12 protein-coding genes are annotated in these 17,100 nt (G+C 28.4%); 2 read left to right on the top strand and 10 right to left on the bottom strand.

What is annotated here, in order from left to right; translation table 4 throughout:
• Positions 1–14 precede the first annotated feature (14 nt).
• On the top strand, positions 15–662 hold the full coding sequence (locus tag AACL07_RS01265) for a nitroreductase family protein (protein ID WP_338983954.1): 648 nt from the start codon (positions 15–17) through the stop codon (positions 660–662).
• A 51-nt stretch (positions 663–713) separates the two neighbouring features.
• Here AACL07_RS01265 and AACL07_RS01260 read toward each other — a convergent pair whose 3' ends face one another.
• Both AACL07_RS01260 and AACL07_RS01255 read right to left on the bottom strand, forming a co-directional pair.
• Positions 714–848, bottom strand: a complete 135-nt coding sequence (locus AACL07_RS01260; RefSeq protein ID WP_338983952.1) for a hypothetical protein — start codon at positions 846–848, stop codon at positions 714–716.
• Positions 849–874: 26 nt separating this feature from the next.
• Positions 875–1,258, bottom strand: coding sequence for a hypothetical protein (locus tag AACL07_RS01255; RefSeq protein WP_338983949.1), 384 nt, complete (start codon positions 1,256–1,258; stop codon positions 875–877).
• Positions 1,259–1,458: 200 nt separating this feature from the next.
• Between AACL07_RS01255 and AACL07_RS01250 the strand changes: the two genes are divergently transcribed.
• Positions 1,459–2,370 (top strand): hypothetical protein, encoded by a 912-nt coding sequence (locus tag AACL07_RS01250; protein WP_338983947.1) that lies wholly within the window; start codon positions 1,459–1,461, stop codon positions 2,368–2,370.
• Positions 2,371–2,543: 173 nt separating this feature from the next.
• Here the strand turns inward: AACL07_RS01250 and AACL07_RS01245 are convergent, their stop codons facing one another.
• The 8 genes from AACL07_RS01245 to AACL07_RS01210 form a co-directional block, all read right to left on the bottom strand.
• Positions 2,544–4,499, bottom strand: coding sequence for a DEAD/DEAH box helicase (locus AACL07_RS01245; RefSeq protein WP_338983945.1), 1,956 nt, complete (start codon positions 4,497–4,499; stop codon positions 2,544–2,546).
• Between the two features lies 1 nt (position 4,500).
• Positions 4,501–6,069: a site-specific DNA-methyltransferase gene (locus AACL07_RS01240; protein WP_338983943.1), complete on the bottom strand. Its 1,569-nt coding sequence runs from the start codon at positions 6,067–6,069 to the stop codon at positions 4,501–4,503.
• Positions 6,070–6,143: 74 nt separating this feature from the next.
• Entirely contained in the window at positions 6,144–6,872 is a 729-nt protein-coding gene (locus tag AACL07_RS01235; protein WP_338983940.1) for a hypothetical protein, read from the bottom strand.
• A 2-nt stretch (positions 6,873–6,874) separates the two neighbouring features.
• Positions 6,875–8,935 (bottom strand): ABC transporter ATP-binding protein/permease, encoded by a 2,061-nt coding sequence (locus AACL07_RS01230; protein ID WP_338983938.1) that lies wholly within the window; start codon positions 8,933–8,935, stop codon positions 6,875–6,877.
• Positions 8,936–9,031: 96 nt separating this feature from the next.
• Positions 9,032–11,614 carry a DUF262 domain-containing HNH endonuclease family protein gene (locus AACL07_RS01225; protein ID WP_338983936.1) on the bottom strand — a complete coding sequence of 861 codons (2,583 nt, stop codon included), beginning with the start codon at positions 11,612–11,614 and terminating at the stop codon, positions 9,032–9,034.
• A gap of 1 nt (position 11,615) precedes the next feature.
• A complete protein-coding gene (dcm, locus tag AACL07_RS01220; RefSeq protein WP_338983934.1) occupies positions 11,616–12,938 on the bottom strand; it encodes a DNA (cytosine-5-)-methyltransferase in 1,323 nt (440 codons plus the stop codon).
• 155 nt (positions 12,939–13,093) lie between these two features.
• Positions 13,094–16,132: a DEAD/DEAH box helicase family protein gene (locus tag AACL07_RS01215; protein WP_338983932.1), complete on the bottom strand. Its 3,039-nt coding sequence runs from the start codon at positions 16,130–16,132 to the stop codon at positions 13,094–13,096.
• Positions 16,133–16,272: 140 nt separating this feature from the next.
• Entirely contained in the window at positions 16,273–17,049 is a 777-nt protein-coding gene (locus AACL07_RS01210) for an MIP/aquaporin family protein (protein ID WP_338983930.1), read from the bottom strand.
• Between the last annotated feature and the right edge of the window lie 51 nt (positions 17,050–17,100).

The following is a 17,100-nucleotide window of genomic DNA, read 5'->3' as shown; positions in this document are numbered from 1 at the left end:
ACTATGAGGTATTTATGAAAGTAAATGAATTACTACTAAAAAGAAGAAGTGCTGCATTATATGATGTGAACCACAATATATCTGATGAAGAAATATTGACAATTACAGAAGCTATGAGACTCTCTCCTTCTGCATATAACTTATTATCATGAAGAACAGTTGTTGTTAAGAGAAATAAAGAATTACGTGATGTGATGTTACCTATGTTTTATAATCAAAAAAATGTACGTGATGCAAGTGCAATAGTATTTATCATTGTTTCAAACTACGATAAATTCCTTGACAATGATATACCAGATCTAATTAATAGACTTGTAGATAATGACGAAGAAAGAAACCTTAAATACGAAGAGTTTTTAACTAAAAGCCTAAACATACACAAGAATGATTCTAAACTAGCCTCTTGACCCCTTAAAGAAGGTTATATAGCTCTAGGAACATCTTTAGCCACAGCTGAAGAGATTGGAATTGATACTTGCGCTATTGAAGGAATGTCAAAAGAAAAATTGACTACATTTCTTCAAACGAAGAAGCTAATTGAATCAAACGAAGAATTAGCCACAGTATTGTTACTTGGAAAAATTGATCGTAGTCAGAAAAAATCATTTAAAGAAAAAAAGATTAGACTTGAAAAAGAAAAGTTTACAAAAATTATTGGATAAAAAAATGAACCTAGAATAAGTCACAACTTATATATGGTTCATTTTTTATTGCTATTTATTATTTATAAGTAAGTTGACTTGTTTTTTCAACTCATTGATAGTTTCTTCTTGTTTCTCAAATTTTAAGTTGTATTCTTCTTTTAAAGATTTAACAGCAATGGCTACTGCTATGTCACATTTACTCACGTTGTATAAATACTCCTTAATTATTTTTATGTTTTGCTATTTATAAGTAAGTTGATTTGTTTTTGTAATTCATTATTTGTTTCTTCTTGTTTGTTAAACTTTTCTGAGAACTCAGATTGTTGAATACCGAACTTTTCCAAGAATTCAGTTTGTTGAATATTTATTTTGTTTGAGAATTCAGTTTCTTGTTTTTCAAATTTTAAGTTGTATTCTTCTTTTAAAGATTTAACAGCAATGGCTACTGCTATGTCACATTTACTCACGTCGTATAAATACTCCTCGATAGCTGTGCTAAATACTTTTTTAAGCGCCTTATTATGTAGCGATTTCATAAGTACTAGTTCTGTATCATCTGGATATATTTTATCATTAATTAATTCATCTCTTTTTACAACATATGTTTTAAACATTTTTGTTATGAAAAGATTTATCTCTACAATGTCTAAGTTCATCGATTATTTCTAATATACTAATTTCAATTTTGTCTTCCATATATACCCCCACTTTCTATAACGACTTAAAAATTAAAATTAGTTCAAAGTGTTGAAAATTGTGTTTGTGTGAATAAAAAAAATAGGTGTAAAATATTACACATGGGAGAAAATTGAAAATGTACAATTCACAATTATCACACGTTAGATCTTCTATTAAGTTATTTAATATAATGGGTCTAATATTATCAATAATAACAACGTTAGCAATCTTTGGTTCAATCAGTCAATACACATCACTTGGTACTCCTGATAATGCACCACAGTTTGCAATCTTAATAGTTGCATTAACACTACCATGTGTGGCTAATATCTATTTCACTTTAATAATCTTAAACTTTGTTAAAAATTCATCTGATGATGAATTGATAGCTAATCGTTACATCTTAAGTGTATTCTCTATTGGAGTACAAGGTATATTAACTCCATTCATGTTAAGTAACTTACCTAACATTCAAGTTAAAGATTCAAGCGCTAGAAAAAATCCTAAGTTTGTAATCGGAAAACATTACGGAATGGCTGGATTTATTATAAGTGCTATAACAGCTTCAATCCTTGCACTATATGCACAACAACTTGGTGTGTTAACAGATGACAGTGTATTAATAATGTTTTATGTATTAGCCGGTATTGGTGGTATTAGTTTAATATCTATTCCACTATTCTGATTAAAAAGTTCTGAAGAAGCATTTGCAAATAAAACTGGAATTTATTCAATTCAAATAGCATTTTCTATCATTGCTTTAGTAGTTGCTACTATAACAGTTATTTGAATTATGTTAATGGCTGTTTTAAGGTTATTACAAAACATTAGTAACGCAATGCAAAACAGAGATAACATTTTCTTCTTTATGCTTAGCCTATTAATGGTGTTCATGTCATTTTGATACGTACAATTTGTTTGAACAATTTGTATCACTACACTAAAAGGTATTTGAACATCTCCTAACTCAGATATATTAGATTACCAAGTATATACAAAACTTGATGAAAGAAAACAATACGAACAAGAACAAAAATCAAATAGATAAAACAAAAAAATAACCGTGATACAGTGACAAAAAATAGTAATTCTTAGAAAATAAAAACGAGACAATTTTATGTCTCGTTTTTATTGTGCTTAATATATCAAAAAATAACAATAAACATTATTGGATTGTTTTTGATATAGAGAATATATTTGTGCAAATATCATTACATAATATTAGGTGAATGAACTAATAAATTCTTCTTTAGTAAGGTTGAATTTTTTTCCATTTTCGTATTTCTCAATGTTTCAAATGTTGTCTTCCAAAATTGGAATATAGAAAGTTTGCTTTGTGAACTTAGACGCTCACAAATAACACCTTCCCAATGCCTTAACTTTTTTCTTATAGTCCATTTCATCAATTGATTTGTCTTTTCTTTTGTTAAAACTTTTAACTTCAAAAATATGGTTTATTTTTTTCTTATCCGTTAAAACAAAATCGGGATATGAGCTCTTAACAGTGTCATTTATGTATTCAAATTTAATTTTTGAATTAGGGTAATAGTTTCTCGCCCAAATTGGAACATTCAATTTTGAAAGTATTTTTGCAAATATTTTTTCAGCTTCTGAGTCGAAGTGGAATTCATCGTCATCATCTTCATTGCTAATTATTTCTCAAACCTGATCAGATAAGTTTATTTGTATGTTAGTTTTTTCAAAATAACTTTCTTTTTGTAGTCTTTCAATTGGCCCAAGCATAATTGTGTGTTCATAATTTTCCGTCATTCTTTTACTTTCTTCTGAAATTTTTTCTGAGTATTCAGAAAAGTTAATTCAATCATTAAATGTCGTAATTTCTTTTCAGCAAGCCTCTTGTATATCGGGATCAATTTTTTTTCAGTCTCTATATTTGTCAAAAATAGATTTGCTCTCTTCAATAACTTCTTGCTCTAAAATAAATTTATTAACGTCAAAATTGAATGTCTTATATATTTGATTTAAATCTTTTAATTTAGACGTTCGAACTTCAAATATGTCTTTAATAAGTTTTACCCTTTTAAATTCCCTCGAAGGTTTGCCGGTATCTCCTCAAATGAGGCAAGATGAAGCAAGATCTCTTTCTGGGGAGTTTGATTCATAATTATTTCAATTTAATAAAATGGGGTTTCTCCTAACGCGGCCAACGATTTGATCTGTAAGAGTTTTAGATTTTGTATTTCTTACCTGAAATAAAACGCAGGCTCTAGGTATATCCCAACCCTCTGTTATAACCATTTTAGAAATTATAACATCTATAAGGGAATCACTTCTTCTTGCATATTGTTTTCACTTAACTTTTTTATTTTTATTTGATATTTTTTGAATTTTATCATTTGTCTCATATTTTTTAACATCATCAGCCAAATACATTCAATGTAGATTTTTTGTAGGGTCATTTACTATTTTTTTTATTTCTTTAAATTCATTTGCGCCCTTGTCCTCGTTTGAAATTTGAATAATCATGCAAGGGTTTATATTTAATAAGTTGTTGTACTGTTTTTTTAATTTTATAAACTCTTGGACTGCATCTTCAAGTTCGTCAATTAATCCGATCCCACGAATCTTCTTTTTCTTTATTAAAAAAACACGTTCGGCATCCTCCTCTCTTAACTCAACATCTACCAAAAATTTAGTAGGTTGTGGTGTTGCGGAAACATTTAATGTCTTATCGAAATATTTTGATAATTTGTCAAGATTGTTAGTCTCTATATGACATTCATCTTTTATTAAATAAATTTTTTTTTGCTTATTCTTTAAACTAGTTAAAAATATATCAAATGGTGCTCCAAATATTTTTCCATTTTTTTTATACAAATCTCTCGGCAAAGAATAAATATTTTTATCATCGGGTATATAAACTCCTGATTCCTGGGTTCCAGAAACGTTAATCAAAAATGGCTTTAATTTAAAATTGCTTAATGATGCTTTGAGAAAAGTATTGTGATTTTGACTGGCTAACTCACTTTTTGATAATGATGAAACAATAAAAACTGCATCTTTCTCATTTGACAAAATTTCTTGAATAAAATTACATATCATTATTGTTTTGCCCGAACCTGTCGGAGCTTTAAAGGTTACAATGTCCTTCTTTCCAAAAAATCTAATTATTTTTTTCACATTTTCTTCTTGTATTCTTAACACATCGGGATTCATATTATTTCAATACCTTACTTGTCACTTCGAAGTTATTGCAAACTCAGTCTACTTTTTTATTTATGTTCATTTTTTCTGCAATATCATAATTTGATTCATCAATAACATCAAATACCTTTTCCGAATTATTTTTTATTTTTTCAATGTTAAATGTTTTTAGAGAACCACCTAAAGGATTATTTTTGAATTTACCAATTCAATCAAAACCATTTTCACCCTTGGAAGACTTGCCTAACATAACTTTTGAAAGTCTTTCATATGTAACGTCCTTTGCGATCCCATTCGGATGCATTTTTTCATCCACTTCATTGTTAGTACAAAGTATAAATTTTCTTTTTCCATTATCTTCAAAATTTAACTCAGCAACAGCATGTCCGGTTGTACCCGATCCAGCAAAAAAGTCTAATATAATTGCGTCTTCATTAAAAGGAACAAGTTTGATCAACTCCTTTATCATTGACGTAGGTTTTGGATATTTAAAAGATATCATTAATGATTTTAGTTCCTCGGTAGCCATTGTGTTACTGTATTTAAAATCAACAAAGTATAGGGATGAAGTCGCCATTTTTTTCTCTTTTTTAATTAACTTATTCGTCTTTTGTTCAAATTCATAATCTAAATATTGCTTCTGATAAATCAAACCATTTTTTCCATAAATTATTCCCAATTTCTGTGCAGCATCCATCCTGGCTTTTCCTCACCTTCAACAGTAACGCTCACCAGAGGACAAAATTGGTTTGTATATCATTCCATCCAATTCATATTCAAAATCTAATGATTTTGAATATTGTATTCCTTTAGGGGCAGTGACATAATTATTTGTATGATAAGGCCCCATTCCATCATCATCATTTTTGTTGTATCTATTTGCAGTTGTATCTTGGCCTTCCAACTCTTCATTGTTTGAATATATTAAAATATAATCATGCCTCTGCGCAAAACCATTGGAATCGTTTTTACCCTTTGTAGTGGTCGTTCTTGGCAAACACCCCCTAAACGCAGATTCGCCAAAAATGTCGTCAAGTAGACATTTAACATACGCCTGGTTTTTATCATCAATTGAGCAAAACAATACGCCATCATCAGATAGTAGGTTTTTAGCAACTAACAATCTTGGATGTAACATAGATAGTAGATTTGGTCGTGAAATATTATTTTCATAATTTGTTTTTGCAAATTCACCAAGGTCGTTAGATCCATATGGTGGGTCAATGTAAATTATGTTTATTTTGTTAAAATAATTTATTTGTAAATTAAGGAGAGCGTCGTAGTTATCGCCAATAATTAATTTGTGGACATTTTGATCGTCACTTGAAATAAATGACATTTCTTTATCCAAAGCTAAATATTTAATGTCTTCTCCCATTTTTTCTAATCTTTGCTCATATACAATTCCAGTCTTATTGAATGTGGTACCCATTGTCGCAATTGCGTTCATTTCTTGATTTGTTTCCGCCTTTGAAATAATTTTTTCAAGAAATTTGTAATTACTTTCTTCAAGAATTTTATCAGAAACCTTTTGTCTCAATTGATTCAAAATTTCTTTTTTATATTGTTGTAATTTTTGCATATTAATCTCCTAATAATATCTTATATAAATAGAACTTATTAATATACGATTAAGTAACAAATATATTAAATTAATTAAGAGTTTAATATATTTGTAGTTATCTCATCATCTGATTCATCACTTGTGATTGAATCAACTACTGGTTTAGGAGTTGATTTAGAGCTTTCTATTTCGTTTTTCTTAGAAATACTTACATAAACTGTTGTTTGTTCTACAAAGACGTTATATGCAGCCATAGCAACTATTAGAGTAACTCCAACTAACATAATTGTTAATTGGAAAGTTGTTTGTCAACTAGGATATCAGGTAGTGCTTCCGTGTCATTCTTTATTGATCAATACTGGTATTGCTTGAAAGTAAGCAACTCAGTATAGAAATATTAAGATCAACAATATAAGTGAAGCTACTAATATAATTGATGCATTAATCAATCTTCTTTTTTTACCGATAAAACCAATAAATCTAAAATGGTTAACTGTAAACCCAATTACAATTACAAATCATATTAGAAATGAAATTAGTAGTCAATCAGATATTGTTGAAAACAATTGAGCTGATTGATTAATTGTAGTTGGTGCAAATGTGCTTGTATTTTTTGAATCAAAGATATGACTAATATATGCTAATGAGTTTTCATATTTAGCTATCAATCAAAATGTTTCACTTTTACCTTCGGCATTGTTATATTGAAAACCCATAAATATAGAAAGTGCAAAACTTAATACAAATACTACTACCACTAAATATAAAGATGTCTTTCAGTTTTTAGAAGGACTAAAGATACTGATAAAATTATTTTTCATAATTATTCACTCTCCTTACCGACTTCATATAGTTCTTTAAATAATCCCGGAACTTTAATCAATTCATTAAATGTACCTGTTTGAACTATTTTTTTGTTTACATCTAATACAAATATTTTGTCATAGTTTTTAATTGTACTTAGTCTATGTGCAATTGCTATTGTTGTTTTACCTTCAATTAGTTTTTCTAATTCAAGTGAAATTTGTTTTTCAACTAAGTTGTCTAAAGCAGAAGTGGCTTCATCTAAAATAATTAAACTTGGGTTCTTTAAAAAAGTACGAGCAATAACCATTCTTTGTTTTTGTCCACCACTTAATTGTTTTCCACCTTCTTGTAAGAATGAATCATATCCTTCTGGCATACTCATAATTAATTTATGGATTGAGGCTTTTTTACAAGCTTCAATTATCTCTTCGTCAGTTGCATCTTTTTTAACATATCTTAAGTTTTCATAAACTGAAGCAGATAAAATTTGTGGTTCTTGATCAACATAACCTATGTTGTCCATTCAGTTTTTTAAATCAATATCTCTAATTTCTTGATTGCCATTGATTGTTATTTTCCCACTGAACTCTTCATAAAATCTCATGATCAATCGAGTTACTGTTGATTTACCAGAACCAGATGGTCCAACGAAAGCATAAGATTTACCTTTTTCTAAAGTTATACTTAAATTTTTAATTACTTGTTCATTTGGATTTGAAGGATATGCAAATGAAACATCATCAAATTCAATTGTTTCAATAATGTTATCTCTAACATATCTTGGGTATTTGATTTTGTTAATTTTGTTATCATCTCCAATAATATCTCCAATAGTTTGTGATGATTTATTTGTAGCATTAATACTTTGTAGTATTGTGTTTAATTGAAAGATTGGTGTAACCATTACAAAGATACCTGCGGTAAATGAAGAGAACACTGTAATTAGTTTTTGAGTATTATCTCCAAAGATAAATACTCCAAAAACCATTGATGATAACGTTAAACAACCCATTGCTCCAATTATGATTCCTGGAATAACAGATATTGCTAAGTTTAGTTTTTTATTTGTTTGATTGTTTTTTTCAGTTTCAATATTGTTTTCTTTAATTTCTCTATCTCAACTACCACTTGATTTAACAAGTCTAATTGCAGCTATTTTTTCAGTAATAGCTGAATCGTGCTTTGATCTTTCGATCATTGATCTTTTAACTGGTTTTGAAATTAAAAGAACAACAATCAGAGCAATAAGTAATGTCACCAATATTAATGCAAACATTAACATTGAAATAATTAAATCAATATATGTAAGCATAGCAACTGAACCAATTGTTGAAAAGATTATAAATACAAGAATAATCGGAGCAACCTTTAGTTGTTCTGCAATATTCTTACAGTCTTTTACAATAGCTTCTGTAATTTTACCTTGTGAGTTTTTATTATAAAATTCTACATTTTTATATAGCAATGATTTAACTAGTTTATTTTTTAAATCAGTGTTCGCGTCTTCACTAATCGACCCACAAAGAACATAGGCTACATACATAAACACAACTATCAAAAAGATACAAGATAATAATATTCAAATTCAATCAATCTTTTTAATCTCAAACATAAAGAATTGTGCTCGTGCTATTCCATCTTGTCCAATAGAAATATAACTAAAATAGTATTTCTGAAGGACGACATTGATAACTTCTGGGTTTACAAGATATTCGGGACCCTCAAGAAATTTGGTTATAATCGCAAGGTCCTCAGGGCTTAGATTTACTCCACTATCGACTAAAATCTCTTTTACAATATCTACCATCATTTCCGGGTTGTTAAATGAGTTCATCATAGTTTCAGCCACTAGTAACGCAGTTAATTGTCTCGCTATAAATATGTTAAATACAGAAACAACTGAAACTAATAATATAAAGAAAATAACAAAAAAAGCTTTAACACTATGTTTTCTTCAATAGAAAAATCATATGCTAAAGAACCCTTTGCTCTTCTTAAAATTAGTAGATTCATTTAGCTCATTAAATTCTGCTAAATATTCATCTTTTTGATATCTTATAAAAAAATTGTTTTCCACTTTTACCTTTTTGATATTGAATGATTTCGTATTCGTTATATATAAATAATAATATCAAAAAACAAACTTAATTGTTAAAACCGAAATATTTATTAATTAATCTTTTCAAATTTCAGCACAAATATTAGCTATTTGTTTCGTTCTTCTTTCGATTATTTCTTTATCAAATCTTTCTACAGTTGTAAGATCTATTAAATCTAGGTCATTACCGGAATATCCAACAAATTGAAATGAATCTGCAATTTTTTGTTCTTTTTTATAGATGTTAATTTTTTCTTTAAATCTATGATTTTTTCCTTTTGAATTTGAATTCTTTTCAATACACATTAGATTACCGATTTTATTAAGATATTTTGTTTTTCATTGTTTTGCTTCTTGTAAATTAATACTAAAATCACTTCACTCAATAATATCTTCAAATCACTTATCATTCGGTCTTTGGGGCACGATGTGTTCTAGGGATTTATTTAAATATTTTGTGTCGATGTAATTATATTCTTCGCCGAATAAGTCCATATTGTTTGACAATCAATTTTCAATTCTATAGCCAATTAGTGTCGCAATTTTTACTGATATGTCTGAATTTTCTAAACTATTTTTAAATCTATCAATACTTACCCTATTGTTCGATTGATCCTCTTGACCATTAACCAGTAATTCTCTCATGTATACGTCAGAGATATTATCCTGATTTAGTTTTTGTGTAACATTATCTACAAATGATGATAGTGATTGCCCTTTATAGTTGGAAACCTGCAATCTAACTTCGTACTTTTCTATTTCAAACAAAGTTTTTCTTATATTATTAACTATTGTTTTATCATTTTTAAAATTTTTGTAGTTAAATAATAGAAGAGTTTGCATTATTAAAGGATAGTATATCTCTCTATTTTCGAACATTGATAGTAAATCTTTGTATCTATACGTCTTAGACTCGGGGTCATTGTAAACTGCGCTGTCTGAAATTGACAAAAATAAATTTATGTACTCACCAATATGTTTAAACAAACTTTCGCATTCATCAATTGTTGATAGGTTTTTTTCATCCGTAAACTTTGAGGAGATTATTTTTTTAAAGTTTTCGAACATTGATGACGATGAATAATCTTCGCCATTGAATCTTAAAAAAACATTGATGAAACTATTCATGGTATTGTCTGGGTTTTTTAATTTTCTGAACTTCGAAGAAATAAATTCATCATACATAGATTGAAGTATTGTTTCTTTTTTATCGACCAAATTAATATCAATTTGCATAAACAAAAAGTTTTTCACTAAATCCATAACTGATAGCGGTAGCGATTTGGTATTTAGATTTTCAAATAATTTATATTCATTTGAAACATTGTCAGAAGTAACTACAATGTTTAAATAATTTACAACTTTCAGATAGACATCGTTTAAAGATTTATCATTGAGCGGTTTTAACTCTCTAAATATTTCCACAGAATTATCAAATACATTACTCTTAGTATCACTTATTGTTGCACCTCTCATTGCACAATTGAAAGCTCTTAAATCAGGATTAGAGTCAATTCTTATGAATGATTTTGTTATTGAGTTTTCACCATTTATTATCTTAAATATTCCATGTAAAACATTTGGGACTTCATAACCTTTATAAAGGTAAACATTATAAATGTTTCTCAATATTAAAAAACATGTCGTAAGCCTTTGTTGTCCATCAATTAATTTGTATATATTTTTATTTTTTGGTGCGTGCAATACTATACTTCCAATATAATGATTTTCTCCTTTTTGAAGCTTAATCAAGTCATTCAATAGTCCCAATGCTAATTTTTTATTTCAGTTATATTGTCTTTGATAAATTGGGACAGTAATTTTTGTAGAAATTCCTGGTTTTAAGAAAAACTCTGAAATGAAAGCCCCAAATAAATATGAACTTGATTTGATTGAGTCGTTTTCAAATTTATATTCATCTTCAACAACGATTTTATTTTTTTCACTGGAGAATGAAAAATCACCATCTGTGAACATCTTCTCAACTTCGTCTTCCAAATAGTATCTACTCCAATCATTTTTGAATAAGTACTTGTAACTTAGTTTAATTATTTTTTTATCATCATATACTTGTTTAACTTTATACGTTGATAAAATTGATTTAAGTGAAGTATTTGACTTCATGTCATCCATCGAATCAAAGTAAAATTTAGGGCTATCTACAAATAAATCGGTGGCTGTTTTAATTACATCAAATTTTTCATTGTCGGTTTTTTTTGTTTTTATTTCATTCTGAAGTACTGCTACAAATGCAAGACCATTATAAAATTCTCATTCATCTTTAAATGAAAATTCCTTTTTCCCTCCTAATCTATCAATAATTGTTTGCTTTGTCTCGACAACTAAATCACTTCCTGGATCTACGCAAACTGTAAATTCAAACTTCATTATGTCTGCTATTTTTTCAATAAATGAGTTGCTATTCAGTTTTATAAACCCAAGCGTTATCCAAACTCTTAGCACCTGTTTAAATGTCGAATCCTTGCCATCTTTTATTTTGAAGATTTTGTCACCATTAACTTTTACTTTGAATTCTGTGTTTTCATTACCTAGCATGAAAAATAGTTTGTCACCTTTTTTAAAAAAATTTATTGCTTGATAGTCTTTCAAGTAACTGTTGAAATTGGTTCCTATGTTTCACATTTTTAATTTATTCATATTATTTTTCTCCGATGTTTATTAAGTGATGTATCAAACTAACCAAAACATTCACAACAATGCTGTTACCTGCTTGTTTATATAGCTTTTCTTTTTTTACTTCTTTATTTGATACCATTTTTTCATAATCACAATTTTCAAATCCCATTAGTACAATTGTTTCTCTTGTTGTTAGGAATCTATATTTTGCTTTATTTTGCTGATTTTGCAGAATTGTGCCTCTTAAGTCGACAACTCCAGCATTTGGGTGTCTATCTTGTTTCGTTGTTATCGTTCTACACCTAGGTAAATAAAAGCCATCATTTTTTTTAGTGTAATTTATATGGTTTGATTTTGATCTTTTGTCTATCTCAACACTTTCCTTTGAAAACAACAAGTAATTATTTTCAAACATCCTTTTTCTACTTGGTGTCCTATTGGGAGTTGCCTCAATTGCTTCATTAGTATATTTATAACTTTCGCTATTCACGTCGTTTACATAATTTAGGTTAAGTACTTCAGTCATATTTTTTTTGATATTAAATTCTTTAGATACATCTTTAGGAATATTTAGTTCGACAATTTGACCACTATTTTTGAATGTATCAATAAATTCATCTCCACCGTCAAGGACACTCAACGCATACACTCTTTGTCTTGACTGGGCAGACCCATATTTACTTGAATCCATGATGTAAGTTTGCGTATTATACCCAATGCTTTGCAAAAATGACAGTCACTCAATAAAATCGCCTTTGTTTTTTTGTGAAAGCATTGCTTTAACGTTTTCTAAAAAAAGATACTTTGGTAATTTTTGTTCATTTTTTAAATCAATTAATATTCGTTCAATTTCTCATAGTAATCCAGATCTTGTGCCTGAACCTCTAGCCATTCCTTTGCCATATCCATGAAAGCTTCCTGCAGTAGACAAATCCTGACACGGGAAAGAATACGTAATGAGATCAATATCTCCTGATTTTTTTATTAGTGACGACCCGCTTATTTCAGTGATACTTCCTAAATTATTTGTATTTAAGATAGAACTATATAACAACTCTCTTGTACTTCTAGGCAGCCTTTTTACGCAGTCTTTATCATATGGGGTTTTGCCATCGTTCGATAAGGTAAACTTGTCAAACAAATCATTCATTACATCATCCGTTAAACCATTTGCAATGTTTTTGTTGTCGTAATGTATTGCGTTGTATGAAATATTTGATCAAATATCTCATTCACTTATTGCAACTATTTCATAATCAATTTTTTTATTTATTTTAAGTATTTCTAAAGCCTTGTGTTGCGCACCAATGCCTGCAAATGTTTCAAAAACTCTTATTTTTTGCATAAAAAAATCACCCATGGTCCTATGGATGATTATGGATTTTTTTTTTTTTTTGTCAAGAATCACTAAGATAATGTATTTTTTTCTTTAAACCACCAACATACCTATTGAATATAATGTTAAAACTTAATTATTCACTATAAGTTAATATTGTTTACCTATTTTAATTTCATTAAATAAAAAATATTATTTTTATTTTTCTTGATATTTCAATATTCCCTTACACCATTGATTTTTTCCACTTCACCAATGTAAGTGTGTATTTTACCACCAGGTGTGTTTTTATATAATTTTGTATCTTCGTAGCTTCTATAAAGTAATTTAACCGTTGTGCTTTCATCTAAAAATGTTTTTTGCCCTGGTGTTGGGTTTAATTTTCAATTTGGATCCGCCGCTCATTTTAAAACTTTAGTTTCATAGTTATAGCTATTTTCATACCCGTGAGTTGTATCGCTATCGCTTTCGCTGGTTCTAATTATTATTAATTTTTCACTAGCATAATTATTTACACTTGATTGCGAGTTTGTTAATAAATTAATTTCAGGATTTGTTAGAAACAAATTTTGAGCCGTCATGAATGACATTTTTAATCCCTTTAAATCATTGACCTCATTTGGCAATAATCTCTCAAAATTTAATTTGTATCTTAACAACGCGCATATTTCTTTGTATAGGCCACCTTCAAATAATGTAGTTCAAACACCTTTTTCACCTTCAATGGCAAACGCATCATTGATTAACCTATGAATGTATACATTATTTGTTGTTTTTTTATCAATGAAACACTCGAACATTTCTTTAATGATTCATTCTACATTTATCAATGATATCTTTAAAAATCCATTTCTTTCCAAATTTGTTGCATCACTAAAGCACTCGTTTGAATAAAGATTATGCGTTGACACTTTGGTTTCATTTAAATAATTTCTTAATTTTTCATAAGTTGAACTAATTTTATTTTTTTTGTAATTCGCAAATGTTTTAAATGAAAAACTATTTCCACTACTTTCAAGTTGTTTTAAATATTTGACAATTCTTTTTGCTGATATTTTTGTAAAGTTGAAATTAACTCCATCTGGTAGATAATTATTTATTGAATTTATGTTATTTATAGTCTCTTTTAAAGAAATGTTTGGATTTATTAATCTAACAAATCCTAATGGATCATAATATTTATTCTTTTCAGTATTAACATTATTTACAAAGTCAAATACTTCTAATTTTTTATCCGGTAGCTTCCTTAATCCTCTGCCTAATTGTTGAATATAAACTATTGATGAACTTGTTGGCCTCAGAAAGATAACGTTATCAATACTTGGAATATCGACACCTTCATTAAACATATCAACAGTACATAAATAATTAATTTCAGCATTTTCAAATTGTGTTCTTATTTTATCTCTATCAATTGTTTTTAAGCCAATCCATTGTTCATCTTTTTCAGAATATATTTGAGAAGCAATATATTCTGACCTTTCATTTTTTGACCTCAAGTAATCACTAACATTTTTTGCGTGTTCAATTGATGCGCAAAAAATTAATGTCCTAGTTGTAACGTTTTGTACCCCGATATACTCAATAATTGATTTATATACAAAATCATTTCTTTTATCCGTTGATAAAAAATTTGTTAATCTTTTTTCATCAGTAATGTCAAAGTCAATAGTTTCCGTTGAATCGTCTTCGATGAAGTAATAGTTAAACTTTGATAATAAGTTTTTTTCTATTGCTTCAAATAATCTTAATTCATATGTATAACTATCTCCAAAGTACTTGGAAACATCAACGCCGTCCATTCTTTGAGGGGTTGCTGTGATTCCTATTATTTCGTCGCTATTTGACTCAATTGAATCAAATATTTTTTGGATTGAATTTGCCTCCATGTGATGTGCCTCATCAAAAATTACACAATCAAATTTTTCCTTAGAAATTTTCTTTAAAAAATCGCCCTTTAGTGTATTTGGGGTTGCTAAAAATATTGAATAATTACTTGAATCAAAATTGTGTATATTAATCTTTGAATTGTATAGCTCTGCGAATTCGTCGTCTTCGATATCTAAGATGTTTTTAAATGTGTTTTTTGCTTGTTCTAAAATTTCTTTTCTTGGTGCAATAAATAATACTTTTGGTGTGTCAAAATCAGAACCTCTAATTTCATTTACATAAAACGCTACTGTAGCAGTTTTACCAGTTCCGGTTGCCATAACTAATAAATGTTTGTGTTTACCATTTATTGTTTCATTTTTAATTTGCTTAATTGCTTTGCTTTGATACTCAAAAGGAATATAACTTTTTTTTGATTCTTCCTTTTGTTTTAAATGAATTAATTTTTTAGATTCTTCAACTTTCATCCTTTTTAATTCATTAGTTTTGAAAGTCATAATATTTATAATTTCATTTATCTTATCCATATCAGTTTTAAAGTTAATAAAATTATTTTGATTAAAAAGTGTATTAAATTCACGTTGCTGTTGATCGTATATTCTCTTGTCTGCAAACTCTGAAATTTTTACATTATATTCTTTTCCAGTAAGTGTCCCCGTTTTTGTGAAATTTGAAGATCCAATATACAAAGAGCCAAATCCATTTTGTCTTTTAAAGTCATATGATTTCGCATGCAATCTTTCGGTGTTATTTGAAAATGAATCTTCCAATACTGCAATAAAATTATTTGGATAATTTTGAACCAATCATTTTATTTTTTTAATTGATTCTAAATTTGATATTCCATCATATGTAGTTGTGATAATTCTTATAAATAGATTATTGTCATTTTTTACATGGTTCAAAAGTTGATTTAACATTATTGATGATATGAATGGGGAAATTAGATCAAACTCAGAAGGCATTGTTGAAAATTCTTTAAATAACCTTGATGATATAGGCTCAGTAAATAACTCCGTAATCCCTAGTTTTAACGTTGTAACATCATACTCATCACTTTCAAATTCTGAATATATTTTTTTAGTAGTAAACTTATCGACTTTATTTGTAATTAGATTGTTTATAAAATTTAACCTATCTTTTTTATCAGATATGTTTGAAATTTCACTTTGTATTTTAAACAAATATTGTCTAAGAAGTCAGTCATTGACTTCATCATCTTTTAATCCATTGTCGTAATCGGTAATAAAAAAATATTCTTTTTCATTTAAAGAATTTGTTAATAATAAATCTAATATATTTTTATTATTCATATTACCAGTTTAACAGACAATGAAACACTTTGCATATTTGAAATAATTTATTAGTATTCACATCAATTATAATTTTGCCGTCAATACAACAAAAAAATCGCCTAAGCGATTTTTTTAATATTAAGAATTTATTCTAATAATTAAATTAAGAATAATGCTCCAACAACTGCTCCGGCAGCTAACGGTGCTACAACTGGTACTCATGAGTAACTTCATTGTGCGCTAGCTTTTTCTCCAGGCATTAATTGGTAAACTACTCTTGGCATTAAATCACGTGCTGGGTTTAATGCGAAACCTGTAGTTCCACCCAATCCGAATCCAACAACCATAATTGCAAGTCCTACTAATAATGGTCCAAATGAACCAATTCCAGCAGCTGCTCCAATTGCGTTTGGTGTTCCAGCAAATCCTGAGAATCCACAAACGATCGCAACTAATACTGCAGTTCCTAAGAACTCAGCAATAAATGCGAATGTTTTATTGTTTGTTTCGTTGATTCCTGTAACGTGCATACCACGTACGTTTGCTACTTGGAATTCATCTCCTGATTTCATAGCTTCTTTAATAAAGTTAAAGAATACTAAGTTACATAGGATTTGTCCTAATGCTGCTCCAACTAATTGAGCTAATATAGCAAGCGCAATTCATCAAGCAAGTCCATTTCCAAATGGATCAAAGTTTGATCCAATTAAAACTGCAAGTGATACTGCTGGGTTTAAGTGTGCTGCTCCACCAGATAGTAGTGCAATGAAAGCTGCTACTGCAACTGCAAAACCATATCCGATTGAAATAGCAGTTCATCCAGCATTTTCACCATTAGTTTTTTTGAATACTACGTTGGCAACTATTGCGTTTCCTAGTAATACTAGTAATGCAGTACCAAATAATTCTGTAAGAATTAATGTTGTTAATGTCATAAATTTACTCCTTATTTATTTTGTTTTTCTGTGAAGTCAAGAAATTAAAAT

Source organism: Spiroplasma endosymbiont of Othius punctulatus, assembly GCF_964019505.1.
Lineage (GTDB): Bacteria > Bacillota_I > Bacilli_A > Mycoplasmatales > Mycoplasmataceae > TIUS-1.
The sequence above is the reverse complement of the archived record's forward strand: the minus strand, read 5'-3'. Positions and strand labels throughout refer to the sequence as shown.